Source organism: Kitasatospora sp. NPDC001225 (genome assembly GCF_053597855.1).
This window is the reverse complement of sequence record NZ_JBSFJC010000011.1, coordinates 1-20,657: the sequence shown is the minus strand read 5'-3', so window position 1 is coordinate 20,657 and position 20,657 is coordinate 1. Positions and strand designations below refer to the sequence as shown.

Sequence of the window (20,657 nt, the reverse complement as noted above, 5' to 3'; positions counted from 1 at the left end):
TGCTGTTCGGGGGCTTCGCGGGTCCCTTGGTGTGCCTCCTGCGCCTGCCCGCGGTCCTGCCCTCGGCCCTGTCCTCGGGCCGCCTGCCGGTGCGGCCGCTACCGGCGTCCCCAGCGGGAGCGCGGGGCCGCGGGCGGGCGGGTCGGCAGGCCGGCGGTGCGCAGGGCGGCGAGGGTGGTGCGGTGGCGGGCCTCGTCGGCGAGCAGCGCGGCCAGCAGCTGCGCGTACAGCTCGGAGTTGCCCGCGCCGTCCAGGGCGGTGGCCAGCCCGACCACCTCGGCGGGCGGGCGCAGGACGGCCAGTTCGCCCAGCAGGAGGGTGGCGAGTGCGGGCGGCAGTCCGGTCGCGAGGGCGGCGAGGTCGGCGGTGGAGCGGCCGGCGGCCTGGCGCAGCAGCGTCCGGACGTCGTCGGCGCGGCCGTGCTGCTGGAGGCAGGCGGCCAGGGAGGTCAGCTCGGGCATCGGCGCCGACCCCCACTCCCAGAGCAGTGTCGCGCTGTCGGCGGCCAGTCCGGCCTGGTCCAGTGCGGAGAGCAGGCCGGGCACGGAGGCGGCCGGGTAGCCCCAGAAGGCGTGGAACACCTCGGCCGCCTCCTCGGCCAGGCCCAGTTCGCGCAGCTCGGCGAGCACGGCGACGGAGTGGTCGGGCGCGGTCCGGGCGATGCTGCGGGCGAGGTGGAGCGAGCCGCCGGTCGGGCCGTACCGGGCCAGCATGCCGACCAGCAGCGCCGCGTCGGCGGAGGTGAGGCGGGCGGCGGCCGTGTCGATCACCTCGGTGGCCTCGGCGAGGGAGCCGGCCCGGTGGAGGGCGGTGATCCGCTCGGTGAGGGCGCCGAGGTCGGGGCGGACGGGCGGCGGCGGGGCCTGGTGCCGAGGTGGCTGGTGGTGCTGTCGCGGCGGTTGCGGGGCCTGTTGTTGTTGCTGTTGCTGCTGGGGGTGCTGGTGCTGCTGCGGTGGCGGCTGGTGCTGGTGGCGGATCCGGCTCTCCAGCGCCTCCAGCTGGTCGCTGAGTTGGAGGCAGCGGGCGCCCAGGCCCTCGCGCAGGGTCCGGGCCTGGGCGAGCTGGCGCAGCAGCTCCCCGTCCGGCCGCTGGCGGCCCGGGGTGGCCCGGATCGCCTCGTTCAGGCGCCGTTCGCGTTGGCTCGCGTAGCGGCTCGCGCGGAGTAATTCGTCCAGCTCCGCGCGGAGTTCGGCGGCCTGCAGCTCGCCCTCCGGCTGCCCGCCCGCGGGTTGTTCCGTCGGCCGCATGCGCATGATCGCCCCAACCTGTCCATCCGGACCCTGACTGCGTGACATCTTGGCGACAGTATGTGGCTGGGGAGTTACGAGCGCACGACCAGTCGTGCCCGAGTGGTGTCAAGGAGCGCGCAGAGGGCGGTCGTTGCGAGAAGTGCGCCGGTCGCGCTCCGCAGGAGGGTCGCCTCGTAGTACGGGCCGGGCGCGAGGGCCGCGACGGCGTATCCGACCACCGCGCCCGCCAGGGCGGGCAGCAGGAGCCGCGGCGCGTCCCGGCGGGCCGCCGCGCCGATCACCAGGAGCCCTGCCAGGGCGGCGAGTTCGGGCGTGCCGAAGGACTCCGCGTAGCGGATCGACAGGGCGGGGACGAGGAACAGCGCGAGCGCCCGACCGATCGTCCCCGCGAGGGTGGCGGTGTACGGGCCGGGTTGCGGGCGCGGGTGCGGGCCTCGGGGCGGGACGGTGCGGGTGGCGACGAGCACCGCCAACGCGGCCGCGGCGGAGGGGAGATGGTCGCCGAGCCGGGCGAGGTTGTAGAGCAGCGCGGTGTCGTACAGCACCAGCATCAGCTGGCCGTACGCCCACAGGTCGAGGGTGAAGCGGAACAGGCCGCGGGCGGGTTCGGGTTCGGGTACGGGCTTGGCCTCGGAGCCGGGCTCGGCTCCGGCTCCGGGTTCGGCTCCGGTTTCGCGTCGGGCCAGCCAGGCGATCAGGGGAGGGGTGAGGCAGGCCGCGAGCGTACGCAGGACGAGGTCGTCCACGGTGTACGGGTTCCGCAGGTCCCACTCCACCGCGCAGAACGCCACCGTGTACGAGGCGGCGGCCAGCGGGACCAGCGGCGAGCGGGCCAGCCGGACGTACAGCGCGCGGTCCAGCCGGCGGACGACGGCGACGAACGCCAGCAGTACCAGCGGCAGTTCGAGGAACGCCTGGACCCGCAGGACGGACGGGGCGAGGAGTTCCGGGGCGGGGAAACGGGCGGCGAGGGCGTCGAGGCGGGGCACGTCGAACCAGCCGGGCTGGAGGTAGCGGGTGATGAAGGAGACGTCGCCGTGGTGGACGCGGTTCACGTAGACCGCGACGAGCACCTGGTTGAGGTAGATCAGCGCGACGACGGCCGCCAGTACCGGCTCCGGCCCGTACGAGCGCCCGCGCCGCGCGGGCCCGGCCTCCCGCCGCAGCACCCGCGGCGCCAGGAACAGGGCGGCGGCGGCCGAGACCACGACCGTCCCGTCCAGCAGCGGAGCGATCCCGCTCATGCGGCCAGTCGCGCCCGCGCCTCCATCAGGGCGAAGCCGAGCAGGTTCAACCCGCGCCACTCGGCGGGCTGTTGGGCCCGGATGTCGTCGGCGGCGAGCCCGATGCCCCAGATCCGGTCCACCGGGCTGGCCTCGACCAGCACCCGGTCACCCGTGCCCAGCAGGTAGCTGCGCAGCGCCTCGTCCTGCCCGAACTTCGCGACGTTGCCCGCCACCACCAGCTCGAACCGGCCGTCCACCCAGGCCTTCTCGTCGAAGTCCTTGACCAGCCGCCCCAGCTTCTTCGCCTCGGCGGGCGTGCGGGCCGCCAGCACCTGCCGCACGATCTCCTCGTCACCGAACATCCGGGCCTTGCCGGCCATCATCCAGTGCTCGGCGGAGGCGTACGCGACCCCGTCGACGGTGAACTCGCCGGGCCACCACTGGCTCAGGCACTCCTGCCGGGTCCCGCCGCCCTTGCGCTCGGTGTGCCCCCAGAACATCACCCACTTCGGCCGCACCCCGTCGGCCATCGCCACGGCCAACTCCTCGCGGCTGCGGACGGTGGACAGGTCCCCCACGTGCATCTCGCTCATATCGTCAGTCTGACATAAAGGCAACATGCCCGCGAACCGTTTCGCGGCGCATCGCCCTTGCGGGGGTGGCCCGGCGAGTCTTCCCCGGTCAGGCCTTGGCGGCCATGTCCAGGAAGCGCAGGCCGACCTCCGTCACCTCGTCCGCCGTCCATCCCAGGGCCGGTTCGCCGAGGCTGACTTCTGCCACGGCGAGGCCGGGGGCGGCGTCCTCCCAGTGGGAGACGAACCAGATGCCCTCTTCCTCCGCCAGTGCCAGGTGGGCGGCGTTGAGGGCCTCGGCCGGGTGGGGAAGCCAGAGTTGGTACTCGTGGGTGGGTGGCACCTCGGGGTACAGGCGGGCGCCGGGGAGGGCGGCCAGGGCCGGGGTGAGGGCGGTGGCGGCGTGGTGGATGTGGGCGGGGATGCGGGGGAGGGCGGTGTCCAGGCCGTGGAGGGCGGCGAGGGCGGCCGGCCACTGCTGGGAGAGCTGGCCGCCGTAGCGGTGGCGCCAGGTGCGGGCGTAGGCGGTGAGGGCCTTGTCGCCGGCGAGGGCGGCGCCGCTGATGCCGCCGAGGTCCTTGTAGTAGGACACGTAGACGCTGTCGGCGAGGGCGGCGATCTCGTCGAGCCGCTTGTCGAAGTGGACCGTGGTGTTCCAGAGCCGGGCGCCGTCGAAGTGCACCCGGGCGCCGGTCTCGCGGGCCGCGGCGACGAGGGCGGTCAGCTCGTCCCAGGTGGGGAGGAGGTAGCCGGGGTCGCGCAGCGGGAGTTCGACGACGAGGGTGCCGAAGGGCTCGCCGACCGCGTGGAGTTCCCCGGGGGTCGGCTGGCGCTGTTCGGTGGTGGGCCAGAGGCCGCGCAGGCCGGTGAGCTGGGTGTAGGCGTGCCGCTCGTGCCGCTCGATGTGGCTGAGCGGGTGCAGCGCCACGGCCGGGTTGCCGGTGCGTTCGGCGTGGTGGCGGAGGGCGACCTGCTGGGCCATCGTCCCGGTGGGGAAGAAGACCGCGTCCTCTTGTCCGAGCAGTGCGGCGGTCCGCTCCTCCAGCTGCCGCACCGGCCCGCCGCTGCCGTAGAAGTCGGGGAGGACGTCCAGATCGTCCAGGGCGGAGAGTTGGGCGAGGCGTTCGCGGATGCTGAGGACGCGGTCGGTGGAGAGGAAGCGCTCGCAGGTCATGCGGGCCGCGCGGCGCCGGTGGAACTCACTCTGGTCGTCGGTCATCCGGCGATTGTCAGCCCGGTGGCGCGGTCAGACCAACCGCTTTTCCCACCGCAGGGCGGGGTGTCCGGGTACCCACGCCGTCTGGGTGTCCGCCGTGACGCGGAGCCGGACGGCGGTGAGGTCGGGGCGCCCGGCCTCCTGCCAGGCGGCGAGGAGCTGCTCGATCTCGTCCCAGAGGGCGAGCCGGCCGCCCTGGTGGACCGTCCAGCCGTAGGTGTCGTCCTGGATCTGGGCGGAGGCGCCGGGGACGGAGAGGCAGTAGACCGACTCCAGGTCCTCGCCCGTCGTGACCCAGAACCACGCCTCGGGGAAGGCGAGTTGGGCGAGGAAGGCGGGCGTCGGGTCGTTGAGGAGGGTGGGGGAGGTGTCGGTCGGACGCCCGGTGCCGTCGGCGCCGGACCAGCCGGGCAGGAACGGCGGGCGGGACGGGCGCGGGACGGCGGCCCGGCCGGTGACCCGGCCCTCGGCGGTGCCGTCGGGGAGCACGGTCAGCTCGACCCGGCCGGCGCCCTCCTGCCAGGTGCCGAGGACGGCCGAGACGGTGCCGCCGGGTTTGGTCTGCCGCACCCAGCTGTAGGGGATCAGGCGGACCGGGTCGGTGGCGCGGACCCCGTCGTACGGCGGGTGGGCGGCGGCGGTCGGGGAGCCGACCTCCAGGATGTTCCGCGGGCCGTCGGGGTTCATCGTCCTCCTCGGGGTGGGGCCGGAGCGGGTCGGGGCCGCGAGGCCGTCCGCCCACGCCGGGATCGACGCGGCGGACGGCCTCCGGCTCCGGTCAGGACTCGGCGGGCAGCAGCGCGGCGATGTCCCCCAGGAGCCGGGCCGCCGGCGCCGGGTCGACCAGCCACTTCAGGTGGCTGCCGGGGAGCGTGTGGACGTCGAAGGGGTTCTCCGGGGTCAGCGCGTCGCCCTCGCGGATCATGCGGTCCTGCATGGCGAGCGGGATGCCGGCGTCCTCGGCCAGCCGGACGTACGACTTGGGGATCCGTCCCCAGGTGTCGGGTCGGGCCCGGTCGTCGGGGGTGCCGGTGTCCAGGTTCTCGTCGGGCTGGAAGGTGTTGAGGAAGACCATGAACTCGTCGTCCGTGCCGTCGGCGAGGAAGGACGCCCGGAAGGAGGCGAGGACGCCGGGGTCGGCGGTGCGGAAGTTGATGCGCAGCAGGCCGAGTTCGGCCGGGTTCCCGACCAGCGCCGCCATCAGCCCCGCGGCGTCGGCCGTGGCCATCTCGGGCTCGGCGTAGTAGGCGTTGACGTCGAGGTCGACGGGGCACCAGGCGGAGACGTAGACGATGCGGTCGACCAGGTCGGGCCGCTGGTTGGCCGCGGCGGTGGCCGTCAGGCCGCCGCGGCTGTGGGAGACGAGGACGACGGGCCCGTTCCGCTTGGCCCGCTCCAGTATCCCGATGAGGTGCGCGACGTTGTCGGCGAGCGTGACGCCCTTGATGGCGCCGGGCGCGGTGGCGAGCCCGTCGAGGTCCTGCGGCGCCTGGTAGGCCCGGGGGTACGTCGCGGCGAAGCCGTGCCCCGGGAGGTCGACGGCGACGGAGCGGTGTCCGAGGAGGCCGAGTTCGGTCTGGAGCGGCGCGAAGGAGAAGGAGTTCGCGAAAGCCCCGTGGACCAGGACGAAGGTGGGTTGCATCTGTCTACTGCTCACTTTCCGTTCCCCTGCGGCGCACTGGGCCGGCCGCGGGGACTGCTTCGTGCGTGGCAGGCGCCGGCGGTCACCTGCGGACGCGCGAGGGCGGCGTGCGAACGGCTGCCCACGGTCCGGTGATTCACCCTACTCAGTGAATGATCATCAGCCCACCCTCCGGCGGCACGGCTTCGGTGCTCCACGGCCCACCGCTCACCCCGGGGTTACTCGGGGTGCGGGTCCATGCCGTCCTCGGCGGGCCAGCGGCCCTCCGCGTACAGCCGGACGAGCGCGGCGTGGGAGAGCGGGCTGCTGGGGTCGGCGACGTCGCCGTTGGTGGTGTAGTCCAGGAGTACGACCTCGTCCTTCTCCCGGAGCCGCTCGACCAGGTCGGCGGCGCGGTGTTCGAGGACCCATCGGTAGGCCGGCAGGTAGATCCGGCGGCGGGCCGTCTCGTACGACAGGAGCCGGTCGCCGTGCAGGCCGGTCCGGTGGCCCTGGACGGGGCCGAAGCGGCGCACTGTCCGCTTGAGGCCCTTCATCGAGGTGACGTGCAGCTTGGCGGGGTCGACATCGGCGTCCCGGAAGACCTTGAGGGCCTGCCAGATCCCCTCCACGGACTGGCTGGTCGCGCCGTCGCCGTAGGGGACCGGGATGCCGCCGTGCGGGTAGAACGGGCTCAGCCGCACCCACGGGTCCGGCGCCCTGGAGGTGACGTCGACGATCTCCGCGCCGGGGAACGCGGCGGTCAGCGCGGCCGCCGTACGGCGACGGCCGGCGATGTGGATCGGCATGTGCGGGCTCTCCTGCTCGACGGCGCGGGCCACCGAGTGTCCCCGGTGCCACTGACATTCCTCACCGGAGTGCGGGCGGCCGGGAGCGGATTCGGCGCGGGGGCTGGTGGTCAGGTGCGCCGGTAGTAGGCCGCGACCGGGGCCCGGGCCTCCTCGGGCAGGGCGGGGCCGTCCGTCGGCACCGCCGGCCAGGCGCCCGAGTCGGGGTTGAGCTCGACGAGTTGCTCCGTGGCGAGCGCGTACACGACCCGGCCGATGCCGGAGCGGAGGATGCCCCCTTCGCACATGCCGCAGGGCTGGCAGCTGGTGTACATCGTGGTGCGCGCGGCGGTGTCCGGGGAGAGTTCGCGGGCGGCCCAGCGGGCGAGCTTCAGTTCGGGGTGGGCCGTGATGTCGTCGTCGCGCCGGACGGTGTTGTGGGCCTCGGCGAGGACCTCGCCGTCCGGGCCGGCCAGCAGCGAGCCGTACGGGGCGTCGCCGAGGGCGACCGCGTGGGCGGCGATGGCGATGGCGCGGCGCAGCAGGGCCTCGTCGGCTTCGGTGATCACGCGGTCCTCCAGTGGGTGGCGACGGTGGTGAGGGTCCGCCAGGCCTGCTGCGGACGACGGGTGTCCTCCGGATCGCCGTGGTAGGGGTGGAACACGACGGTCTCGGCCCCGAGGTCGCGCAACTGGCGCAGGTCGTCGAGGACCTGGTCGAGGGTGCCGACGCCGGCGGGCCGTTCGGGGTCGTCGACCGGCGCGGTGGTCAGCCGCAGGGCGATGCGGGGGGCGAACCCCGGCACCGGGTGCTCGGCCAGGACCGACCGCATCCGGGCGACGGGGAGCCGCAGCGGGTGCCAGGCGTCGCCGAACCGGACCGCCCGGCGCAGCGCTGCCTCGCTGTGGCCGCCGACCCACACCGGTACCGGCCGGTGGCCCGAATCGCCCGCCCAGGTGTCCCGCAGCGTGGCCAGGTACTCGTCGGTCAGTCTGCCGCGGGCGCCGAACGGCACGCCGAGGGCCTCGAACTCCCGGCGCGCCCAGCCGATCCCCACGCCCAGGACGAACCGGCCGCCGCTGAGCCGGTCGAGGGTGCTCGCCGTCCGCGCCACCAGCAGCGGGTGCCGGTAGGGCAGGACGAGGACGGTCGTGCCCAGCCGCAGGCCGGGGGCGGTCCCGGCGAGCCAGGACAGCGTGGTGAACGGCTCGTAGAACGGCTCCGGGTACCGCTCGGCCACGTCCGGGGTCACCGCGACGTGGTCCGACACCATGAGGAGGTCGAAGCCGAGGCCCTCCGCGGTCCGGGCCCACTCGCGCAGCACGCCGGGGTCGGTCCCGGGGCCGAAGTTCGGTACGTTGACGCCAAGTTGCATGGATCGAGGCTATCCCCGTGATCATGGCGGACGGAACGGCATCCTCCCTCTGTGTCCGGCGGATCGCCGGGGATTTCCCGGTAGATTCGCGCCATGGCCGTGAATCTTGACGACACCGACTGGGCGATCATCGAGGAGCTGCAACAGGAGGCCCGCATCTCGCTCAGCGAGCTGGGGCGGCGGGTGTCCCTCAGCCCGTCGGCGACCACGGAACGGGTGCGGAACCTGGAGTCGCTGGGCGTCATCACCGGCTACCACGCGACGGTGGACCTGGCGAAGGTCGGCTACCCGGTGCTCGCCGTCGTCCGGCTGAAGTACCCGGGCAACCGGCACGAGCCGCTGCGGCGACTGCTCGCCGAGCGGCGGGAGGTCCTGGAGTGCCTGCGGACCACCGGCGACGACTGCTACACCCTCAAAGTGGCGGCGACCTCCATGGAGCACCTGGAGACCCTGGTGGACGAGCTGGCCGGCTTCGGCAGCACCACGACGAGCGTCGTCTACAGCCGGACGCTGCCGCTGCGCGGGCCCGCTCGGCCCTGATGCCGGAGGGGCGTCGGACTCGGCCCTGATGTCGGAGGAGAGCCGGAGGGGAGTCGGAGGGGAGTCGGGAGGGAAAGGTGCTCCCTCGATCGGGGGAGGTCGGCCGGCCGTCGCGCGGACAGACTGGCGATCGTGACCGGGGGTTTCCTACCCCCCACGATTCCACAGGAGTTGACCCGTGCGTCGTTCGCGCATCCGCCACATGGCACTCGCCCTCACGCTCTCGACCGCCGGGGCCGTCGCGGCCGTCGGGGCGTCGGCACTGTCCGCCATGGCGGCACCGGCGGCCGCGCCGGCCACGGCTTCTTCGGACGCCGTGCAGCAGGGACTGAACGCGCTGGTGCGGACGGACGGGATACCCGCCGCGCTCGCGACCGTCCGGGACGGGCGGGGCCGGACCCGCGACTACACCGCGGGGGTGGGGGACCTGGCCACCGGCGCCAAGGTCCCCGTCGACGGGCAGGTGCGGATAGGCAGCAACACCAAGACCTTCACCGCCGTCGTCGTGCTCCAGCTGGTGGGGGAGGGGAAGGTCGACCTCGACGCCTCCGTCGACACCTACCTCCCCGGCCTGGTCCGCGGCGAGGGCATCGACGGGCACGGCATCACCGTCCGGCAGCTGCTCCAGCACACCAGCGGACTGCCCGACTACGAGGGGCTGCTGGAGGAAACCGCCCTGCGGACCCGGTACTTCGAGCCCCGGGAGCTGCTGGACATGGCCCTCGGGCAGAAGCCCGCCTTCGCGCCCGGGGAGAAGTTCGGCTACAGCAGCACCAACTACGTGCTGGCCGGCCTGATCGCCCAGCGGGTGACCGGCCGGCCGATCGCCGAGGAGATCGACCGGCGGATCATCCGGCGCATCGGGCTGCGGCACACCTACTTCCCGGCCGTGGGCGACCGGACGATCCGGGAGGCCCACCCCAAGGGCTACCGCAGGGATTCCGCCGACGCGCCGCTGGCCGACTTCACGGAGCTGGACCCGTCGGCGGCCTGGGCGGCCGGGCAGATGATCTCCACCAACTCGGACCTCAACCGCTTCTTCACCGAACTGCTGGTCCCGGACCGCCTGCTGCCCGCGGCCCAACTCGCCCAGATGCGCACCACCGTCCCGGTCGGCGACGGCATGGCCGCCGGACTGGGCATCTTCAGCCGGACGCTCACCTGCGGCGGGGTCTACTGGGGGCACGGCGGCGACATCCCGGGCTACGAGACCCGGGGCGGCGCCACCGACGACGGCCGTGCCGTGAACATCGCGATGACCACCATCCCGGCCGACTACGCCGTCACCCGGCACCTCGAAGGCGTCGTCGACGCCGCCCTGTGCCGCTGAGCTGGTAGCCGCCCAGTCTCGCTGAGGTGGTGACCGGGCCGTGAGCGGTCAGGAGCGGTGGTGGTTCCCCTCGTCGCCGATCACACCGTTCCCGTGGTGGACGGACACGCTGGAGTACGTCGCCCGCATGCGCGTGGCGTGAGCCGTCCGGTGCTGTTCGATCAGCATTCCCTCGGCGTTGTCGGACTGGTGCCGCCGCGCGCGTTCCCGGAGTACCAGGAAGGCCGTGGCACCGACGATGGCGCCGACGAGCGCGACCAGGAACACCGTGACGAAGACCATGCCGTCACCTTCCCCCCGTTCGAATGCGTCCAACCTTTATCTCACGGGCGTAGGGCGGTCGCACCCGAGTCGTCGGAGCAGCCGGAACAGTCGGGCGGTCGGGACGGCAGACCGTCGCGACGGCCGACTGTTCCGGCGACCGTACGGGGCGTCAGGGGCGGGCCTGTTCGGCGTTCGCGCGCTCCGTGACCAGCGCCAGGACGCGGCCCGCGACGGCGAGGTCCTCGGCCGGGATGCCGGCGTACAGGCGGGCGGTGATCCCGGCGGCCTCGGCGGTGGTGCGCTCGTAGAGTTCGCGGCCGGCCGCCGTGAGGTGCAGCCGGGACGCCTCCGCCGGGTCCTGCGAGAGCAGCCCGGCGGAGGTCAGTTCCCCGATCACGCCATGGACGACCGACTCCTCGGCCTTCAGCGACCCGGTGACGTCGCGGACGAGCGCGTCCCGGGCGATGGAGCCGCCCGCGACCGCGACGACCCGGAGCGTCACGCTCTGGTGGAAGGTCGCTCCGTGGCGGTCCAGCACGCCCTCCAGGAGGGCGCGCGCCGCGTAGTGGGCCAGGGCGATGACCCGGCCGTTGACGGCGGTGGGGGCCGTGGGGGCGGCGGGGGCCGTGGCCGGTGCGGCGTTGGCCGTGGTGGCGGTGTTGGTGGCGGTATCGGGTGCGGTGGCGGTGGTCATGACGGCTCCTCGGCGTTCTCGACGTTCTCGGCGTGCGGCGGATCCAGAGGTGCGTCGAGCAGGACGGCCAGTTCGCGGGTGAACTCCCGGGCGCGGGGGCTGTCCTGGCCGCCGAGCGGCGCCAGCAGCTGGTCCAGGAGGCCCTGGACCACCGTGATCGCGCGGCGGGTGACGTCGCCGCCCTGCTCGGTGAGCGACAGCTGCATGGCACGCGGGTCGTCCGGGTCCCGGGTGCGGGCCACCAGCCCGGCGGCCTCCAGGGCGCGGGCGAGCTTGGAGACGTAGAGCGCTTCGAGGCCCGTGTGGTCGGCGAGGCGGCGCTGGCTGGGGCGCAGTCCGGAGCGCGACATGCCGTACAGGGAGGCCAGCACCGCGTACTGGGCGTGCGTCAGACCCAGCGGTGCGACCGCCCGGTCGACCGCCACCCGCCACTTCATCGACAGGCGCCAGACCAGGAATCCTGCGGTGGCGCCCTCAGCTGTTGAACTCACGGCGGATACAGTACATAGCTACTATGTCCATGGCTATTATTTTTCGGGGCCGGGGCCGGGGCCGGGGCCGGGGAATGGGGCTCGGGGTGCCGGGCGGAGCGCCTCGGGCATGACTTTCGACAGATCCGGTGCGGCGGCGGCCCTCGTAGGGTCGTGGGCATGCGGATGAGTGGGGCGGCGCTGCCCGTGGTGGCGTCGGTGTGTATCGGGCTCGGTGTCACGAGCCTCTGGTGGGCGCTGCCGGCGATCGGGTTCTCCTTCCTGGCCGGGCTGCGGATGCAACGGGTGCGGCCGGCGGTGGTGGTGTTCGCCGTGCTGGTCGCGGCCGGGGTGCTGGTGGTCGGGGCGGTGCCCTCCTGGATCGTCCTGGGGCTGCGGTTCGTCGCGCTCGCCGTGAGCACCGGGATGGGCCCCTGGCTGCTGGGCCGGTTCTGGCGGCAGTCGCAGGAACTCGTGCGCGCCGGGTGGGAGCGGGCCGAGCGGTTGGAGCGCGAGCAGCAACTCGTCGCCGAGCAGGCCCGACTGCGCGAACGGGCCCGGATCGCCCAGGACATGCACGACGCCCTCGGCCACGACCTCAGCCTGATCGCCCTGCGCGCCGGGGCCCTCAAGCTCGCCCCCGACCTGGCCCCGCCCCACCGGGAGGCCGTCCAGGAGATCCGGGCGGGCGCGGCCGCCGCCGTCGACCGGCTCGGCGAGGTGATCGGCATCCTGCGCGACGGGGACGAGAGCGGCGCCGCCGCACGCGCGGCCCACGGACCGGCCGACTCGGACATCCCGCACCTGGTCGCCGAGGCGGCCGCCGCCGGCCTGGACGTCCGTTCGGAGATCACCGGTGAGCCGGACGGACTCCCGCGCGCCACCGAGCACGCCGCGTACCGGGTGGTGCAGGAGGCGCTGACCAACGCCGCCAAGCACGCGCCGCGAGCGGCCGTCACCGTGGAGGTGGCGTACTCGGCCGACGGCGCCCGCCTCCGGGTGGCCAACGGCCCCGCGCCTGTGCCCGCGGCCGTGCCCATGCCCGCACCTGCGCCCGTGCCCGCGCCCATGCCCGTACCTGCGTCCGCGCTCACCGTCGCCCGGGCGACGGGCTCGGCACCCGCGTCAACCCCGCGCGGCGCAACGCCCACCGGAACGTTCACCGGAGCGTTCGTCGGCACGTCCGCCGCACCCGCGGGAAGGTCCGCCTCGACGCCTGCCGTGCCGCCCACCGGTGGCCGCGGCCTGGTCGGGCTGGCCGAGCGGGTCCGGCTCGCGGGCGGCACCTTCGCCCACGGGGCCCGCCCGGACGGCGGGTTCGAGGTCGAGGCCACTCTGCCGCGCCGCGCCGCCGGGCCCGTCCCGCTGCCGCCCGCCGCCCCGTCGTCGCCGGTGCGCGAGCTGCGACGGGCGCGGCGCAGGGTGGGCCGTACGCTGGCCGCCGTGGTGCTCGTCCCGCTGGGGACGGCCGTACTGCTGACCGTGGCGCTGCGAGTATGGACGCTCTACGTAGTCAGCCTGTCGGTGCTGGACCCGGAGGTCTACGCCGCCCTCCAGGTGGGGCAGGACCAGGCCTCCGTCGAGCGTCTGCTGCCGGGCCACCGGCTGCCGTACCGCCCGCCGAGCGGGCCGGCGACGCCCGCGCCGCCGCCGGGGGAAGGGGTCTTGTGCGCGTACTACGCCATCACCGCCCAGCTGTTCGTGGACCGGGCCGGCGATGCCTACCGGCTCTGCTTCCAGGACTCCCGGCTGGTCTCGCGGGACGTGCTCGTCTCCTGAAGCCCTGGCTTCCGGCCTTCCACGTCCCGCGCTCCCGCCGCAACTCCCTTTCCCCACCACCTCCGTACCGAGCGACCTACAGGAGCCGCCGATGACCACCGCACCGATCCGGGTGCTGCTCGCCGACGACGAGCCCATGATCCGCGCGGGACTGCGCGCGGTGCTCGCCACCGACCCGGGCATCGAGATCGTCGCCGAGACCGGGGACGGCCGGGAGGCCGTCGAACTGGTCCGGCGCCACCGGCCGGACGTCGCCGTACTGGACATCCGGATGCCCGGGACGGACGGCATCACGGCCGCCGCCGAGATCCGCCGGAACGGCCTGGCCACCGGAGTACTCATGCTGACCACCTTCGGTGAGGACGACTACATCCTGCGCGCGCTCAGCGGCGGCGCGAACGGCTTCCTGATCAAGTCCGGCGAGCCCGAGGAACTGCTCGCCGGGGTGCACGCGGTGGCCGGAGGGGCGGCCTACCTCTCACCCAAAGTGGCCGCCCGGGTGGTCGCCCACCTGGCCGCCACCGGGGCCGGCGGCCCCGCCGACCGGCGTGCCGGCGCCCGGGAGCAGGTGGCCGCCCTGACCACCCGGGAACGGGACGTGCTGACGCTGATCGCCGCCGGGCTGTCCAACGGTCAGATCGCCCGTCGGCTGGGGGTGGTGGAAGGCACCGTGAAGGCCCATGTGAGCTCCATCCTGGCCCGGTTGGGCGTGGCCAACCGGGCGGCCGCCGCCGTCCTCGCGCACGAGGCCGGACTGACCCTCGGCGCGACCTGCGCGGGCGGTCCACGGGACTGAGGCCGCCGCGCCCGGGGCGGCGCCGGCGCCGGCGCCGGAACCCGCGCCTGAGCTGGAGCCCGAGCCCGCGCCCGGGGCCGACGGTATCGGCGGTGCCGACAGCAGCCGCCCGAGGACCGGCACCCCGGCCAGGGCCGTCACGGCAGTGGTGGCCGCCGGCCGCAGGGCGAGGACCGCCGCCGCCGTGACCGTGCCGCCGAGCGCGGCACCGGCGATCACGTCGTGCGGGTAGTGCACCCCGGCCGCCACCCGCAGCGCGGCCGTGGCGCCGCCGACGGGTATGACCAGCACCGCCCAGTGCGGGCGCAGCAGCACCAGCCCCGTGGCCAGCGCGACCGCCAGGGTGGCGTGGTTGCTGGGGAAGGACCAGTCGCCCGGCGGCGGACAGGCGGCGACCGCCGTGCCCGGCAGCCCGGTGAGCGCCCGGCAGGGCCGCTCCTCGTCGAGGACCACCTTCAGCACCTCGCTCGCCCCGTAGGCCAGCACCGTGCCCAGCCCGACCAGCGCCACCCCCGCGACCACCCCGGCGGCCCGCCGGGCCCGGGCCGTCCACCAGCAGAACGCCAGCAGGAGACCCAGCACCAGCAGCCCGACCTCGGTGGCCGGCTCCAGCAGCGAGGCCACCGCGTGCGGGGCCTCGCCGACGGCCTCCGCCACCCGCCGGTAGCCGCCGGCCGACCACCCGGCCGACACCCGCACCGGCCCCGCCCCGCCACCCCGCTCCGGCGCCAGCCACGCCACCACCCCGGCCCCCGCGCAGAGCAGGGCCACGGCGAGGACGGGCCTGGGCCTCACCCTGGGTTTGGCCCTGGGCCTGGCGGTGGCCCTGGCGGCGCCGGTCTGCCTCGAATTCCTGTCCGTGTACGTCATGGTCCGGACGGTAGAGGCCGAGACCCCCTTGGCACCCGACCCGAAAGTCAAGCAATGCCCCTGACGATGGTCAGGGTTGACATCACGTCACAGCGACCGGCCACGTACCCTGCGCCCATGCCGGATCCCTCCCCGCTCGCCGTCCCCACCCGCTTCGACGGAGCCCCCGACCGTGTCGCGCTCGTCGTCCCGGGCATCGGGTACACGCCCGCCAGGCCCCTCCTCCACTTCGCCCGCTCGGTGCTCCTCCGGCACGGCTGGACGGTCCAGGAGCTGTGGTGGCAACTCCCGGACGAGTTCCGGGCGTTCGAGCCGGAGGACCGGACCGCCTGGGTCGAGCGGCAGGTCGCCGAGGCCGTCGACGCCGAGCGCGGCGCCTGCCGCCTGCTCGTCGGCAAGTCCCTGGCCTCCTTCGCCTGCGGCGTTGCCGCCGACCGCGGCCTCGCCGCAGCCTGGCTGACCCCCGTCCTGACCTCCGAGCCGGTCGCCCGCGCCCTCGCCCGCGCCGAAGCCCCGACCCTCCTCGTCGGCGGCGGCGCCGACAAGCTGTGGGACCGCCGGACCGCCGAATCGACCGGACACGAGGTCCTGGAAGTACCCGCCGCCGACCACGGTCTGGAGCTGCCGGACGACCCCCTGGGCTCGATCGACGTCCTGCGGCAGGTCACCTCCCGCCTGGACCGCTTCGTCGCCTCCCTGACGAAGGGAGAGTAGGGAAGGGAGCCCCGGAGGAAGAGACGGCCGTAGTCGTTGCCGGACTACCTCCGGAGCCGGGCCGAGCCGCTGGGCCCCCGGGGCTGTCCGCGGCGGTCCTGTTCGTGCTCCATCGACCACATCGTCCCCCGCGACCAGGCCGTCCGCTCCGCCCGCCTCGTCGGCAAGGACCTAGACGGCGCCCTCGACGCAGAGAACCGCGACCTTGGCCTCCTTGGAACCAAGGTCCACTCCGTCCGCGCCGTCAGCCGCCTCACCAAGTTGGACGGCTACCTCAAGCCCTATGCGGCCGAGCCCGCTGTCGCCGAGTTCCGCGAGCGCGTGGGCGCATTGCCGGCCATGGCAGCGTGATCAGCAGGTTCGACGAATCCTGACGCGATGTCGGATGGCGCTGGCATCATCGGGGCATGGTCCGAGCAGCCGTAGGCCTCGCTCTAATTCTGGCCGTCTTCCTGGTCGGCGGCCTTGTGGTGGTTCAGCAGTGGTGGGACCGCTGGGTGCTGCGACCTCTCCGCTGGGCTCCTCGCGTGGTCGGCCGAAAGGTGAACGATCTCGCAGAGAGCTGGACGCGGTCGTTGGTCGATGAGGCTAATCAGGTCATCCCGAAGGTGGCAGGTGATGAGAGCAGGCCTCTGCATCCCGACCTGGTGCCCGAGGCGTTGACCCGCTTCTGTACTTCGGTCATCAGGGCGGCCCCGGTCTATGCCATTGTGCTCTGGGCGCTGACCCAGCTGAATGGTCTCACCATCTATCACGATCTGTTGGAGGCCTTCCAGGCCTCGTCAGTGGTACCTGCGCAAGGCAACAGCAGCCCTGCTGTCGGGGACCCCCTGAGCAGCCTGTGGCACAGTGCCATCCAGGCCGCTCACTGGCTCATCTACGACTTGCCCCACACTCCGGCTTCGGCGTGGCTTGCACTGCTGCCGGCTGCGGTGGGCGTGTCCATGATGGCCATCCTGGCGTGGCGACTTGGCCGCGCTCTCGGTGCAGGGTCGGTTTCAGGCGCTGCACAGCGGCAAGGTCTGGGGAGGCGGCCTGTCGCCGACTGGTCCGGGGTCGCTGTTCTTATTGCCTCTGCGACAGCCTGTGCACGTGCACATCAACACTGGACCGAAAGGCCGTCGCTCGACACTGTTCCCCGTGTATCGATGCGAGCAGCCGAGAAGGTGGTGCGGCAGGCATATCGCTCGCGGGGCTATCGCCTGAGAAGCCACCAACGTAAAGCGGCCAAGGAGCATGCCGCCAAGGTCATCGGCGCTCTCCGAGCAGATGAAGTCGCGCTGATCTCCGAGCCTGCACCGGCCCTGAAACGGTTGACGGTCAAACTTTCGACGATTACCGATCGGTACGTCGAGGGACGTGTCGGTGAACTACTGCCTGAAGTCCACCTCGCCGAAGTCACCCCAGCGCCCGACCGGGAGGTATGGCGTTGGCTGGCCGTCGGGTCAGTGGGGATTGCGCTGACCCTGGGCGTGACGTTTCTCGATGTGCCTGGGGAGATCAAGAACCCGGTCATGAACGTGGCCATCATGCTCGTAGGGATTAAGGTGCTTCACTGGGGTCGGCCGAGCGCGGCCGATGCTCTGGGGCTGTTCCGCAGCGGCGGATAGCGCTACGGCCGACAGTGTCAGCTTGTTCCGTAGGAGGTCAGGCCCGCCTGGCGGCCCGGGCTGTTGTGGCCGCCGGTGTCGGGGATGTTGCCGGGCTTCTTGATGTCGACGTGGACCGGTTCGCCCGGTGCGGCGCGTTCATAGCTCCGCGCCGGGCGGTGGCGCGGTCGAGGTGTGCGAGGCGGGCGAGCCGGTAGCGGACCAGGCCCCGGTAGCCGGTGGCCGGGTTCAGGCTCGGAGTCCCGTGTGATGGGTCGTCGAGCGGACCAGGCCTGGATCCGAGGGCGCGTCCGCTGGGACGTCCGCGACGACATCCACGACGCATTCGTCAGACTGGTGTGCTGCGTGATCACATACCGGCGCGCGTGGCCGCACGGGCCTCGGAGTCGTGCGGGGAGGGAGACGTGCACAACGCGGTGGAATCGTCCCCAGTGCCCAAGGCCCAGAGTCCAGGTGGTGCCGGACGCACAGGAGCCGAGGCGGGTCAGCGGTCCTTCTCCTCCCGCATGGTGAGGAGGGCGTCGGAGGCCGATCTGAGTCCGGTGCCGGGCTCGGGGAACGTCCAGTCGGCCAGGCCGCGCGCGGTCGCGGCGTTCTCGGGGGCGACGGTGCCGTCGTGAACGAGGCCTTCCCGTGCCCGCCGCCCGGGGTCGGGCTCGGGGCCGGAGCCGGGTCGCGCGAGGACGGCGACCAGCCGCCCGTCGCGGGTGATCCCGACGCGCCCGCCGGCCGCGACGAGGTCGATCAACTTGTCGGCACGCTGCTGGAGTTGGCGTACGGTGACACGGGCTGTCATGCGTCCTGCCGTGCGGCGGCCCGGTCGGCGCGGAACGCGCGTCGGTTTCACCCGGAGGAGTGTTCACCGCCGCCCCGGGAACCCGTGTCGGCGCCCGCCGATGGTGGTGGCGAGGGCGGCGGCCAGCAGGGCGAGGGCGGACCAGGGCAGGGCGGTCGGCCCGGCGTGGTCGAGGAGGAGGCCGCCGGCCAGGCCGCCGATGGCGATGCCGAGGTTCCAGCAGGTGACGAGCAGCGACTGGGCGATGTCCCCGGCCGGGCCGGCCACGTCGGCGACGGCGGTCTGGAGGAGGGTGGCGGCGCCGCCGAAGCCGAGGCCCCAGAGTGCGGCGGCGGCGTAGGCGGGCCGGCCGGTCGAGCCGAGCAGGGCGGCGGCGAGGAGCAGGGCCGCGGCCGCGAGGAGGACGGAGGCGGCGATGGTCAGGGGGCGCAGGTACCGGTCGATCAGGGCGCCGGTGCCGAGGATGCTCACCAGCGAGGACAGTCCGATGACGAGCAGGACGGTGTCCGTCCGGCCGTCGAGCCCCAACGGCGCGAGCAGGGCGGCGACGTACGTGTAGAGGACGTTGTGGGCGAGTACGAAGGTCGCGGTGACGGCCAGGACGGTGGCCACGCCCGGCGTCCGCAGCACCCGTCGGACGGGGACGCGGGCCTGGTCGGCGCGGCCGGGCAGTGGCGGGAGCGCGAGCAGCATCCAGCCGGCCAGTGCCACGGCGATCACGCTCATCAGCCCGAAGGTGACCCGCCAGCCCACCAGGCCGGCGAGCAGGGTGCCGGCGGGTACGCCCACCGACAGGGCGACGGTCGAGCCGGCCATGGCGACGGCCATCGCCCGTCCGCGCTGTTCCGGCGCGACGATGCCCCGGGCGTACCCGGCCAGTAGTGCCCAGAGCAGTCCCGCGACCAGGCCGGCCGCGAACCGGGCGGCCATGGTGAGCGGGTAGTCGGGTGAGACGGCGGTGACGGCGTTGGCCGCGGCGAAGCCGCCGACGGCGACCAGCAGCAGGCGCTTGCGCGGCAGGCGGCCGGTGACGGCGGTCAGCGGGATGGCGGCCGCGATGGAGCCGACGGCGTAGAGGGTGACGGACTGCCCGGCGGCGGACTGGCCGACGCCGAGGTCGGCGCTCATCGCGGGCAGTACTCCGGCGGGCAGGGCCTCGGTCATGATCGTGACGAATCCGGCGGTGCTCATGGCCAGCAGTGCGGGCCAGGGGAGCCTCGGTGCGGGGGCCACCGGCGGTGCGGGGGTGCGGAGTTCGGGAGTGGGCATGGGCCCGATCGTCTATCGTTGACATTCGTGTCAAGGTCCAGCCGGGATGGCGCCGGCCCGGGGTGAGGGTGGTCACACATGCGCATCGGCGAGCTCGCCCGGCGGGCGGAGACCACTCCGCGCCTGCTGCGCTACTACGAGCAGCAGGGGCTGATCACACCGCGCCGTGAGGCGAACGGCTACCGCGCGTACGACGAGTACCTCGTGGACCGGGTGCTGCAGATCCGCGGGCTGCTGGACGCGGGGCTGCCGACCCGGATCATCAAGCAGATCCTGCCCTGCCTGGACACCCCGCGGACGATCCACTTCGCCGACGCCACACCGGAGATGCTCGCCACCCTGGAGTCCGAGACGGACCGGATGACCCGCCGGATCCTGTGCCTGACGCGCAACCGGGACGCCATCCGGGAGTACCTGGACGTGGTCAAGGGCCTCTCCTGATCTACCACCCGAACTCGACGGCTTGACCTTGCCACGGGTGTCAGGGTTGGACGCTGCCGTCATGACCGACACGACCGACACGACCGACCTGAACGACGCCGTCGCCGCGACCGACACGACCGCCGCGACCGCCCCCGCGATCCACCACACCGCCTTCGGCGACGGCACCCCGATCGTCCTGATCCACGGCTACACCGTCGACCACCGCGTCCTGCTCCCGCTCGAACCCGCCTTCGCCGACCGCCCCGGCTGGCGGCGCCTCTACCTCGACCTCCCCGGCCACGGCGCCAGCCCCCGGCTGTCGGGCCCGACCTCGGCGGCCGCCCTGGCCGAGGCGCTCTCCGAATGGATCGAGGCCCAGGTCGGCGGGCGGCCCTTCGCCGTGGTCGGGCAGTCCTTCGGCGGCCAGCTGGCCCGGGCGGTGACCGCGCGCTTCGGCGAGCAGGTGCTGGGCTCGGCGCTGCTGGTGCCGGTGGTGCGCTGGGGTGCCGACCGCGACCTGCCGGAGGAGTCCGTGGTCGAACGCGACGAGGACCTCCTCGCCCGGCTCCCGGCGGCCGACCGCGACCTGTTCCGGTACGTCATGGCCCGCCACACCGGCCCGAGTTGGGAGCTGTTCCAGCGGTACGTCCGGCCCGGCTGGGAGGCGCACGACCGGGCGGCCGCCGCCGAGCTCGAAGCCGACTTCCTGCTGCCGCACTGGCCCGAGCACCGGGCCGCGCGGCACCGCGGCCGCCACCTGCTGGTCACCACCCGGCAGGACGCCCTGGTCGGCTGGCGCGACCAGCTCGCCCTGCTCGACCACTACCCCCGGATGGCCGCCGCCGTCCTCGACGGGGTCGGCCACAACCCCCAGGTCGAGGCCGCCGATACCGTCCGCACCCTGGTCGGCCGCTGGCTCGACGCGCTCCCGCGCTGAGGGCCGGCCCCGGGAACGCCGACGGCCCCGCGACCGGTCGTACCCCGCCCGGTCCACCAGCGTGTGCCTGGTCCCGCCCGGCACCCCGATGGTGGCGAGCACCACCGCGCCGTAGTC

General features: G+C 73.8%; 24 protein-coding genes and 1 pseudogene. 10 read left to right on the top strand and 15 right to left on the bottom strand.

Translation table 11 applies throughout. The features are described 5' to 3' along the window. Positions 1-98: 98 nt before the first annotated feature. The 9 genes from ACWDCZ_RS05935 to ACWDCZ_RS05895 all read right to left on the bottom strand — a co-directional run bounded on the left by ACWDCZ_RS05935 (position 99) and on the right by ACWDCZ_RS05895 (position 8,048). Positions 99-1,253 (bottom strand): hypothetical protein, encoded by a 1,155-nt coding sequence (locus ACWDCZ_RS05935; RefSeq protein WP_449815322.1) that lies wholly within the window; start codon positions 1,251-1,253, stop codon positions 99-101. A gap of 68 nt (positions 1,254-1,321) precedes the next feature. Next, positions 1,322-2,494 (bottom strand): hypothetical protein, encoded by a 1,173-nt coding sequence (locus tag ACWDCZ_RS05930; RefSeq protein WP_449811458.1) that lies wholly within the window; start codon positions 2,492-2,494, stop codon positions 1,322-1,324. After that, positions 2,491-3,069, bottom strand: coding sequence for an NADAR family protein (locus tag ACWDCZ_RS05925; RefSeq protein ID WP_079271723.1), 579 nt, complete (start codon positions 3,067-3,069; stop codon positions 2,491-2,493). Before ACWDCZ_RS05925 ends, ACWDCZ_RS05930 begins: the two co-directional genes overlap by 4 nt. An 88-nt stretch (positions 3,070-3,157) precedes the next feature. Continuing rightward, positions 3,158-4,267 (bottom strand): threonine aldolase family protein, encoded by a 1,110-nt coding sequence (locus ACWDCZ_RS05920; protein ID WP_449815321.1) that lies wholly within the window; start codon positions 4,265-4,267, stop codon positions 3,158-3,160. Between the two features lie 27 nt (positions 4,268-4,294). Continuing rightward, the gene (locus ACWDCZ_RS05915; protein ID WP_449815320.1) at positions 4,295-4,951 is read right to left on the bottom strand and encodes a hypothetical protein; all 657 of its coding nucleotides are present in this window, start codon (positions 4,949-4,951) and stop codon (positions 4,295-4,297) included. 91 nt (positions 4,952-5,042) lie between these two features. Further along, entirely contained in the window at positions 5,043-5,906 is an 864-nt protein-coding gene (locus ACWDCZ_RS05910; RefSeq protein WP_449815340.1) for an alpha/beta fold hydrolase, read from the bottom strand. 218 nt (positions 5,907-6,124) lie between these two features. Then, positions 6,125-6,694, bottom strand: a complete 570-nt coding sequence (locus ACWDCZ_RS05905) for a DUF6939 family protein (protein ID WP_449815319.1) — start codon at positions 6,692-6,694, stop codon at positions 6,125-6,127. 110 nt (positions 6,695-6,804) lie between these two features. After that, a complete protein-coding gene (locus ACWDCZ_RS05900; protein WP_074001150.1) occupies positions 6,805-7,242 on the bottom strand; it encodes a nucleoside deaminase in 438 nt (145 codons plus the stop codon). Beyond that, positions 7,239-8,048: an LLM class flavin-dependent oxidoreductase gene (locus ACWDCZ_RS05895; RefSeq protein WP_449815318.1), complete on the bottom strand. Its 810-nt coding sequence runs from the start codon at positions 8,046-8,048 to the stop codon at positions 7,239-7,241. The genes ACWDCZ_RS05900 and ACWDCZ_RS05895 overlap by 4 nt, the downstream gene beginning before the upstream one ends. 93 nt (positions 8,049-8,141) lie before the next feature. On the opposite strand from ACWDCZ_RS05895, the gene ACWDCZ_RS05890 reads away from it, so the two are divergent. Together ACWDCZ_RS05890 and ACWDCZ_RS05885 are read left to right on the top strand one after the other, a co-directional pair. Continuing rightward, positions 8,142-8,588: an Lrp/AsnC family transcriptional regulator gene (locus tag ACWDCZ_RS05890; RefSeq protein WP_449815317.1), complete on the top strand. Its 447-nt coding sequence runs from the start codon at positions 8,142-8,144 to the stop codon at positions 8,586-8,588. A gap of 202 nt (positions 8,589-8,790) precedes the next feature. Beyond that, entirely contained in the window at positions 8,791-9,918 is a 1,128-nt protein-coding gene (locus ACWDCZ_RS05885) for a serine hydrolase domain-containing protein (protein ID WP_449815339.1), read from the top strand. A 48-nt stretch (positions 9,919-9,966) separates the two neighbouring features. Here ACWDCZ_RS05885 and ACWDCZ_RS05880 read toward each other — a convergent pair whose 3' ends face one another. The 3 genes from ACWDCZ_RS05880 to ACWDCZ_RS05870 all read right to left on the bottom strand — a co-directional run bounded on the left by ACWDCZ_RS05880 (position 9,967) and on the right by ACWDCZ_RS05870 (position 11,367). Beyond that, positions 9,967-10,200 (bottom strand): hypothetical protein, encoded by a 234-nt coding sequence (locus tag ACWDCZ_RS05880; protein WP_049656043.1) that lies wholly within the window; start codon positions 10,198-10,200, stop codon positions 9,967-9,969. 151 nt (positions 10,201-10,351) lie between these two features. After that, a complete protein-coding gene (locus tag ACWDCZ_RS05875; RefSeq protein WP_449815316.1) occupies positions 10,352-10,876 on the bottom strand; it encodes a MarR family winged helix-turn-helix transcriptional regulator in 525 nt (174 codons plus the stop codon). Beyond that, positions 10,873-11,367 carry a MarR family winged helix-turn-helix transcriptional regulator gene (locus ACWDCZ_RS05870; RefSeq protein ID WP_449815315.1) on the bottom strand — a complete coding sequence of 165 codons (495 nt, stop codon included), beginning with the start codon at positions 11,365-11,367 and terminating at the stop codon, positions 10,873-10,875. The genes ACWDCZ_RS05875 and ACWDCZ_RS05870 overlap by 4 nt, the downstream gene beginning before the upstream one ends. Positions 11,368-11,526: 159 nt before the next feature. Between ACWDCZ_RS05870 and ACWDCZ_RS05865 the strand changes: the two genes are divergently transcribed. Together ACWDCZ_RS05865 and ACWDCZ_RS05860 are read left to right on the top strand one after the other, a co-directional pair. Then, positions 11,527-13,125, top strand: a complete 1,599-nt coding sequence (locus tag ACWDCZ_RS05865) for a sensor histidine kinase (protein ID WP_449815314.1) — start codon at positions 11,527-11,529, stop codon at positions 13,123-13,125. 91 nt (positions 13,126-13,216) lie between these two features. Then, positions 13,217-13,921 carry a response regulator gene (locus tag ACWDCZ_RS05860; protein WP_074000739.1) on the top strand — a complete coding sequence of 235 codons (705 nt, stop codon included), beginning with the start codon at positions 13,217-13,219 and terminating at the stop codon, positions 13,919-13,921. Between the two features lie 228 nt (positions 13,922-14,149). On the opposite strand, the pseudogene ACWDCZ_RS05855 reads toward ACWDCZ_RS05860, so the two are convergent. Then, positions 14,150-14,374 (bottom strand): annotated as a pseudogene (locus ACWDCZ_RS05855) (phosphatase PAP2 family protein); the annotation flags it as partial. A 34-nt stretch (positions 14,375-14,408) separates the two neighbouring features. Between ACWDCZ_RS05855 and ACWDCZ_RS05850 the strand changes: the two are divergent. From ACWDCZ_RS05850 to ACWDCZ_RS05835, 4 genes are all read left to right on the top strand, one after another. Beyond that, on the top strand, positions 14,409-14,588 hold the full coding sequence (locus tag ACWDCZ_RS05850; protein ID WP_259316949.1) for a hypothetical protein: 180 nt from the start codon (positions 14,409-14,411) through the stop codon (positions 14,586-14,588). A 320-nt stretch (positions 14,589-14,908) separates the two neighbouring features. Continuing rightward, entirely contained in the window at positions 14,909-15,505 is a 597-nt protein-coding gene (locus ACWDCZ_RS05845; RefSeq protein WP_449815313.1) for an alpha/beta hydrolase, read from the top strand. Between the two features lie 36 nt (positions 15,506-15,541). Further along, positions 15,542-15,856 carry a hypothetical protein gene (locus ACWDCZ_RS05840; RefSeq protein WP_449815312.1) on the top strand — a complete coding sequence of 105 codons (315 nt, stop codon included), beginning with the start codon at positions 15,542-15,544 and terminating at the stop codon, positions 15,854-15,856. A 56-nt stretch (positions 15,857-15,912) separates the two neighbouring features. Beyond that, entirely contained in the window at positions 15,913-17,115 is a 1,203-nt protein-coding gene (locus ACWDCZ_RS05835) for a hypothetical protein (RefSeq protein ID WP_449815311.1), read from the top strand. A gap of 484 nt (positions 17,116-17,599) precedes the next feature. Here the strand turns inward: ACWDCZ_RS05835 and ACWDCZ_RS05830 are convergent, their stop codons facing one another. Together ACWDCZ_RS05830 and ACWDCZ_RS05825 are read right to left on the bottom strand one after the other, a co-directional pair. Continuing rightward, on the bottom strand, positions 17,600-17,911 hold the full coding sequence (locus tag ACWDCZ_RS05830) for a type II toxin-antitoxin system Phd/YefM family antitoxin (RefSeq protein ID WP_449815310.1): 312 nt from the start codon (positions 17,909-17,911) through the stop codon (positions 17,600-17,602). Positions 17,912-17,974: 63 nt separating this feature from the next. Continuing rightward, entirely contained in the window at positions 17,975-19,180 is a 1,206-nt protein-coding gene (locus ACWDCZ_RS05825) for an MFS transporter (RefSeq protein ID WP_449815309.1), read from the bottom strand. 78 nt (positions 19,181-19,258) lie between these two features. On the opposite strand from ACWDCZ_RS05825, the gene ACWDCZ_RS05820 reads away from it, so the two are divergent. Further along, on the top strand, positions 19,259-19,621 hold the full coding sequence (locus tag ACWDCZ_RS05820; protein ID WP_449815308.1) for a MerR family transcriptional regulator: 363 nt from the start codon (positions 19,259-19,261) through the stop codon (positions 19,619-19,621). Positions 19,622-19,682: 61 nt separating this feature from the next. Further along, a complete protein-coding gene (locus ACWDCZ_RS05815; RefSeq protein ID WP_449815307.1) occupies positions 19,683-20,540 on the top strand; it encodes an alpha/beta fold hydrolase in 858 nt (285 codons plus the stop codon). Positions 20,541-20,657: the final 117 nt, after the last annotated feature.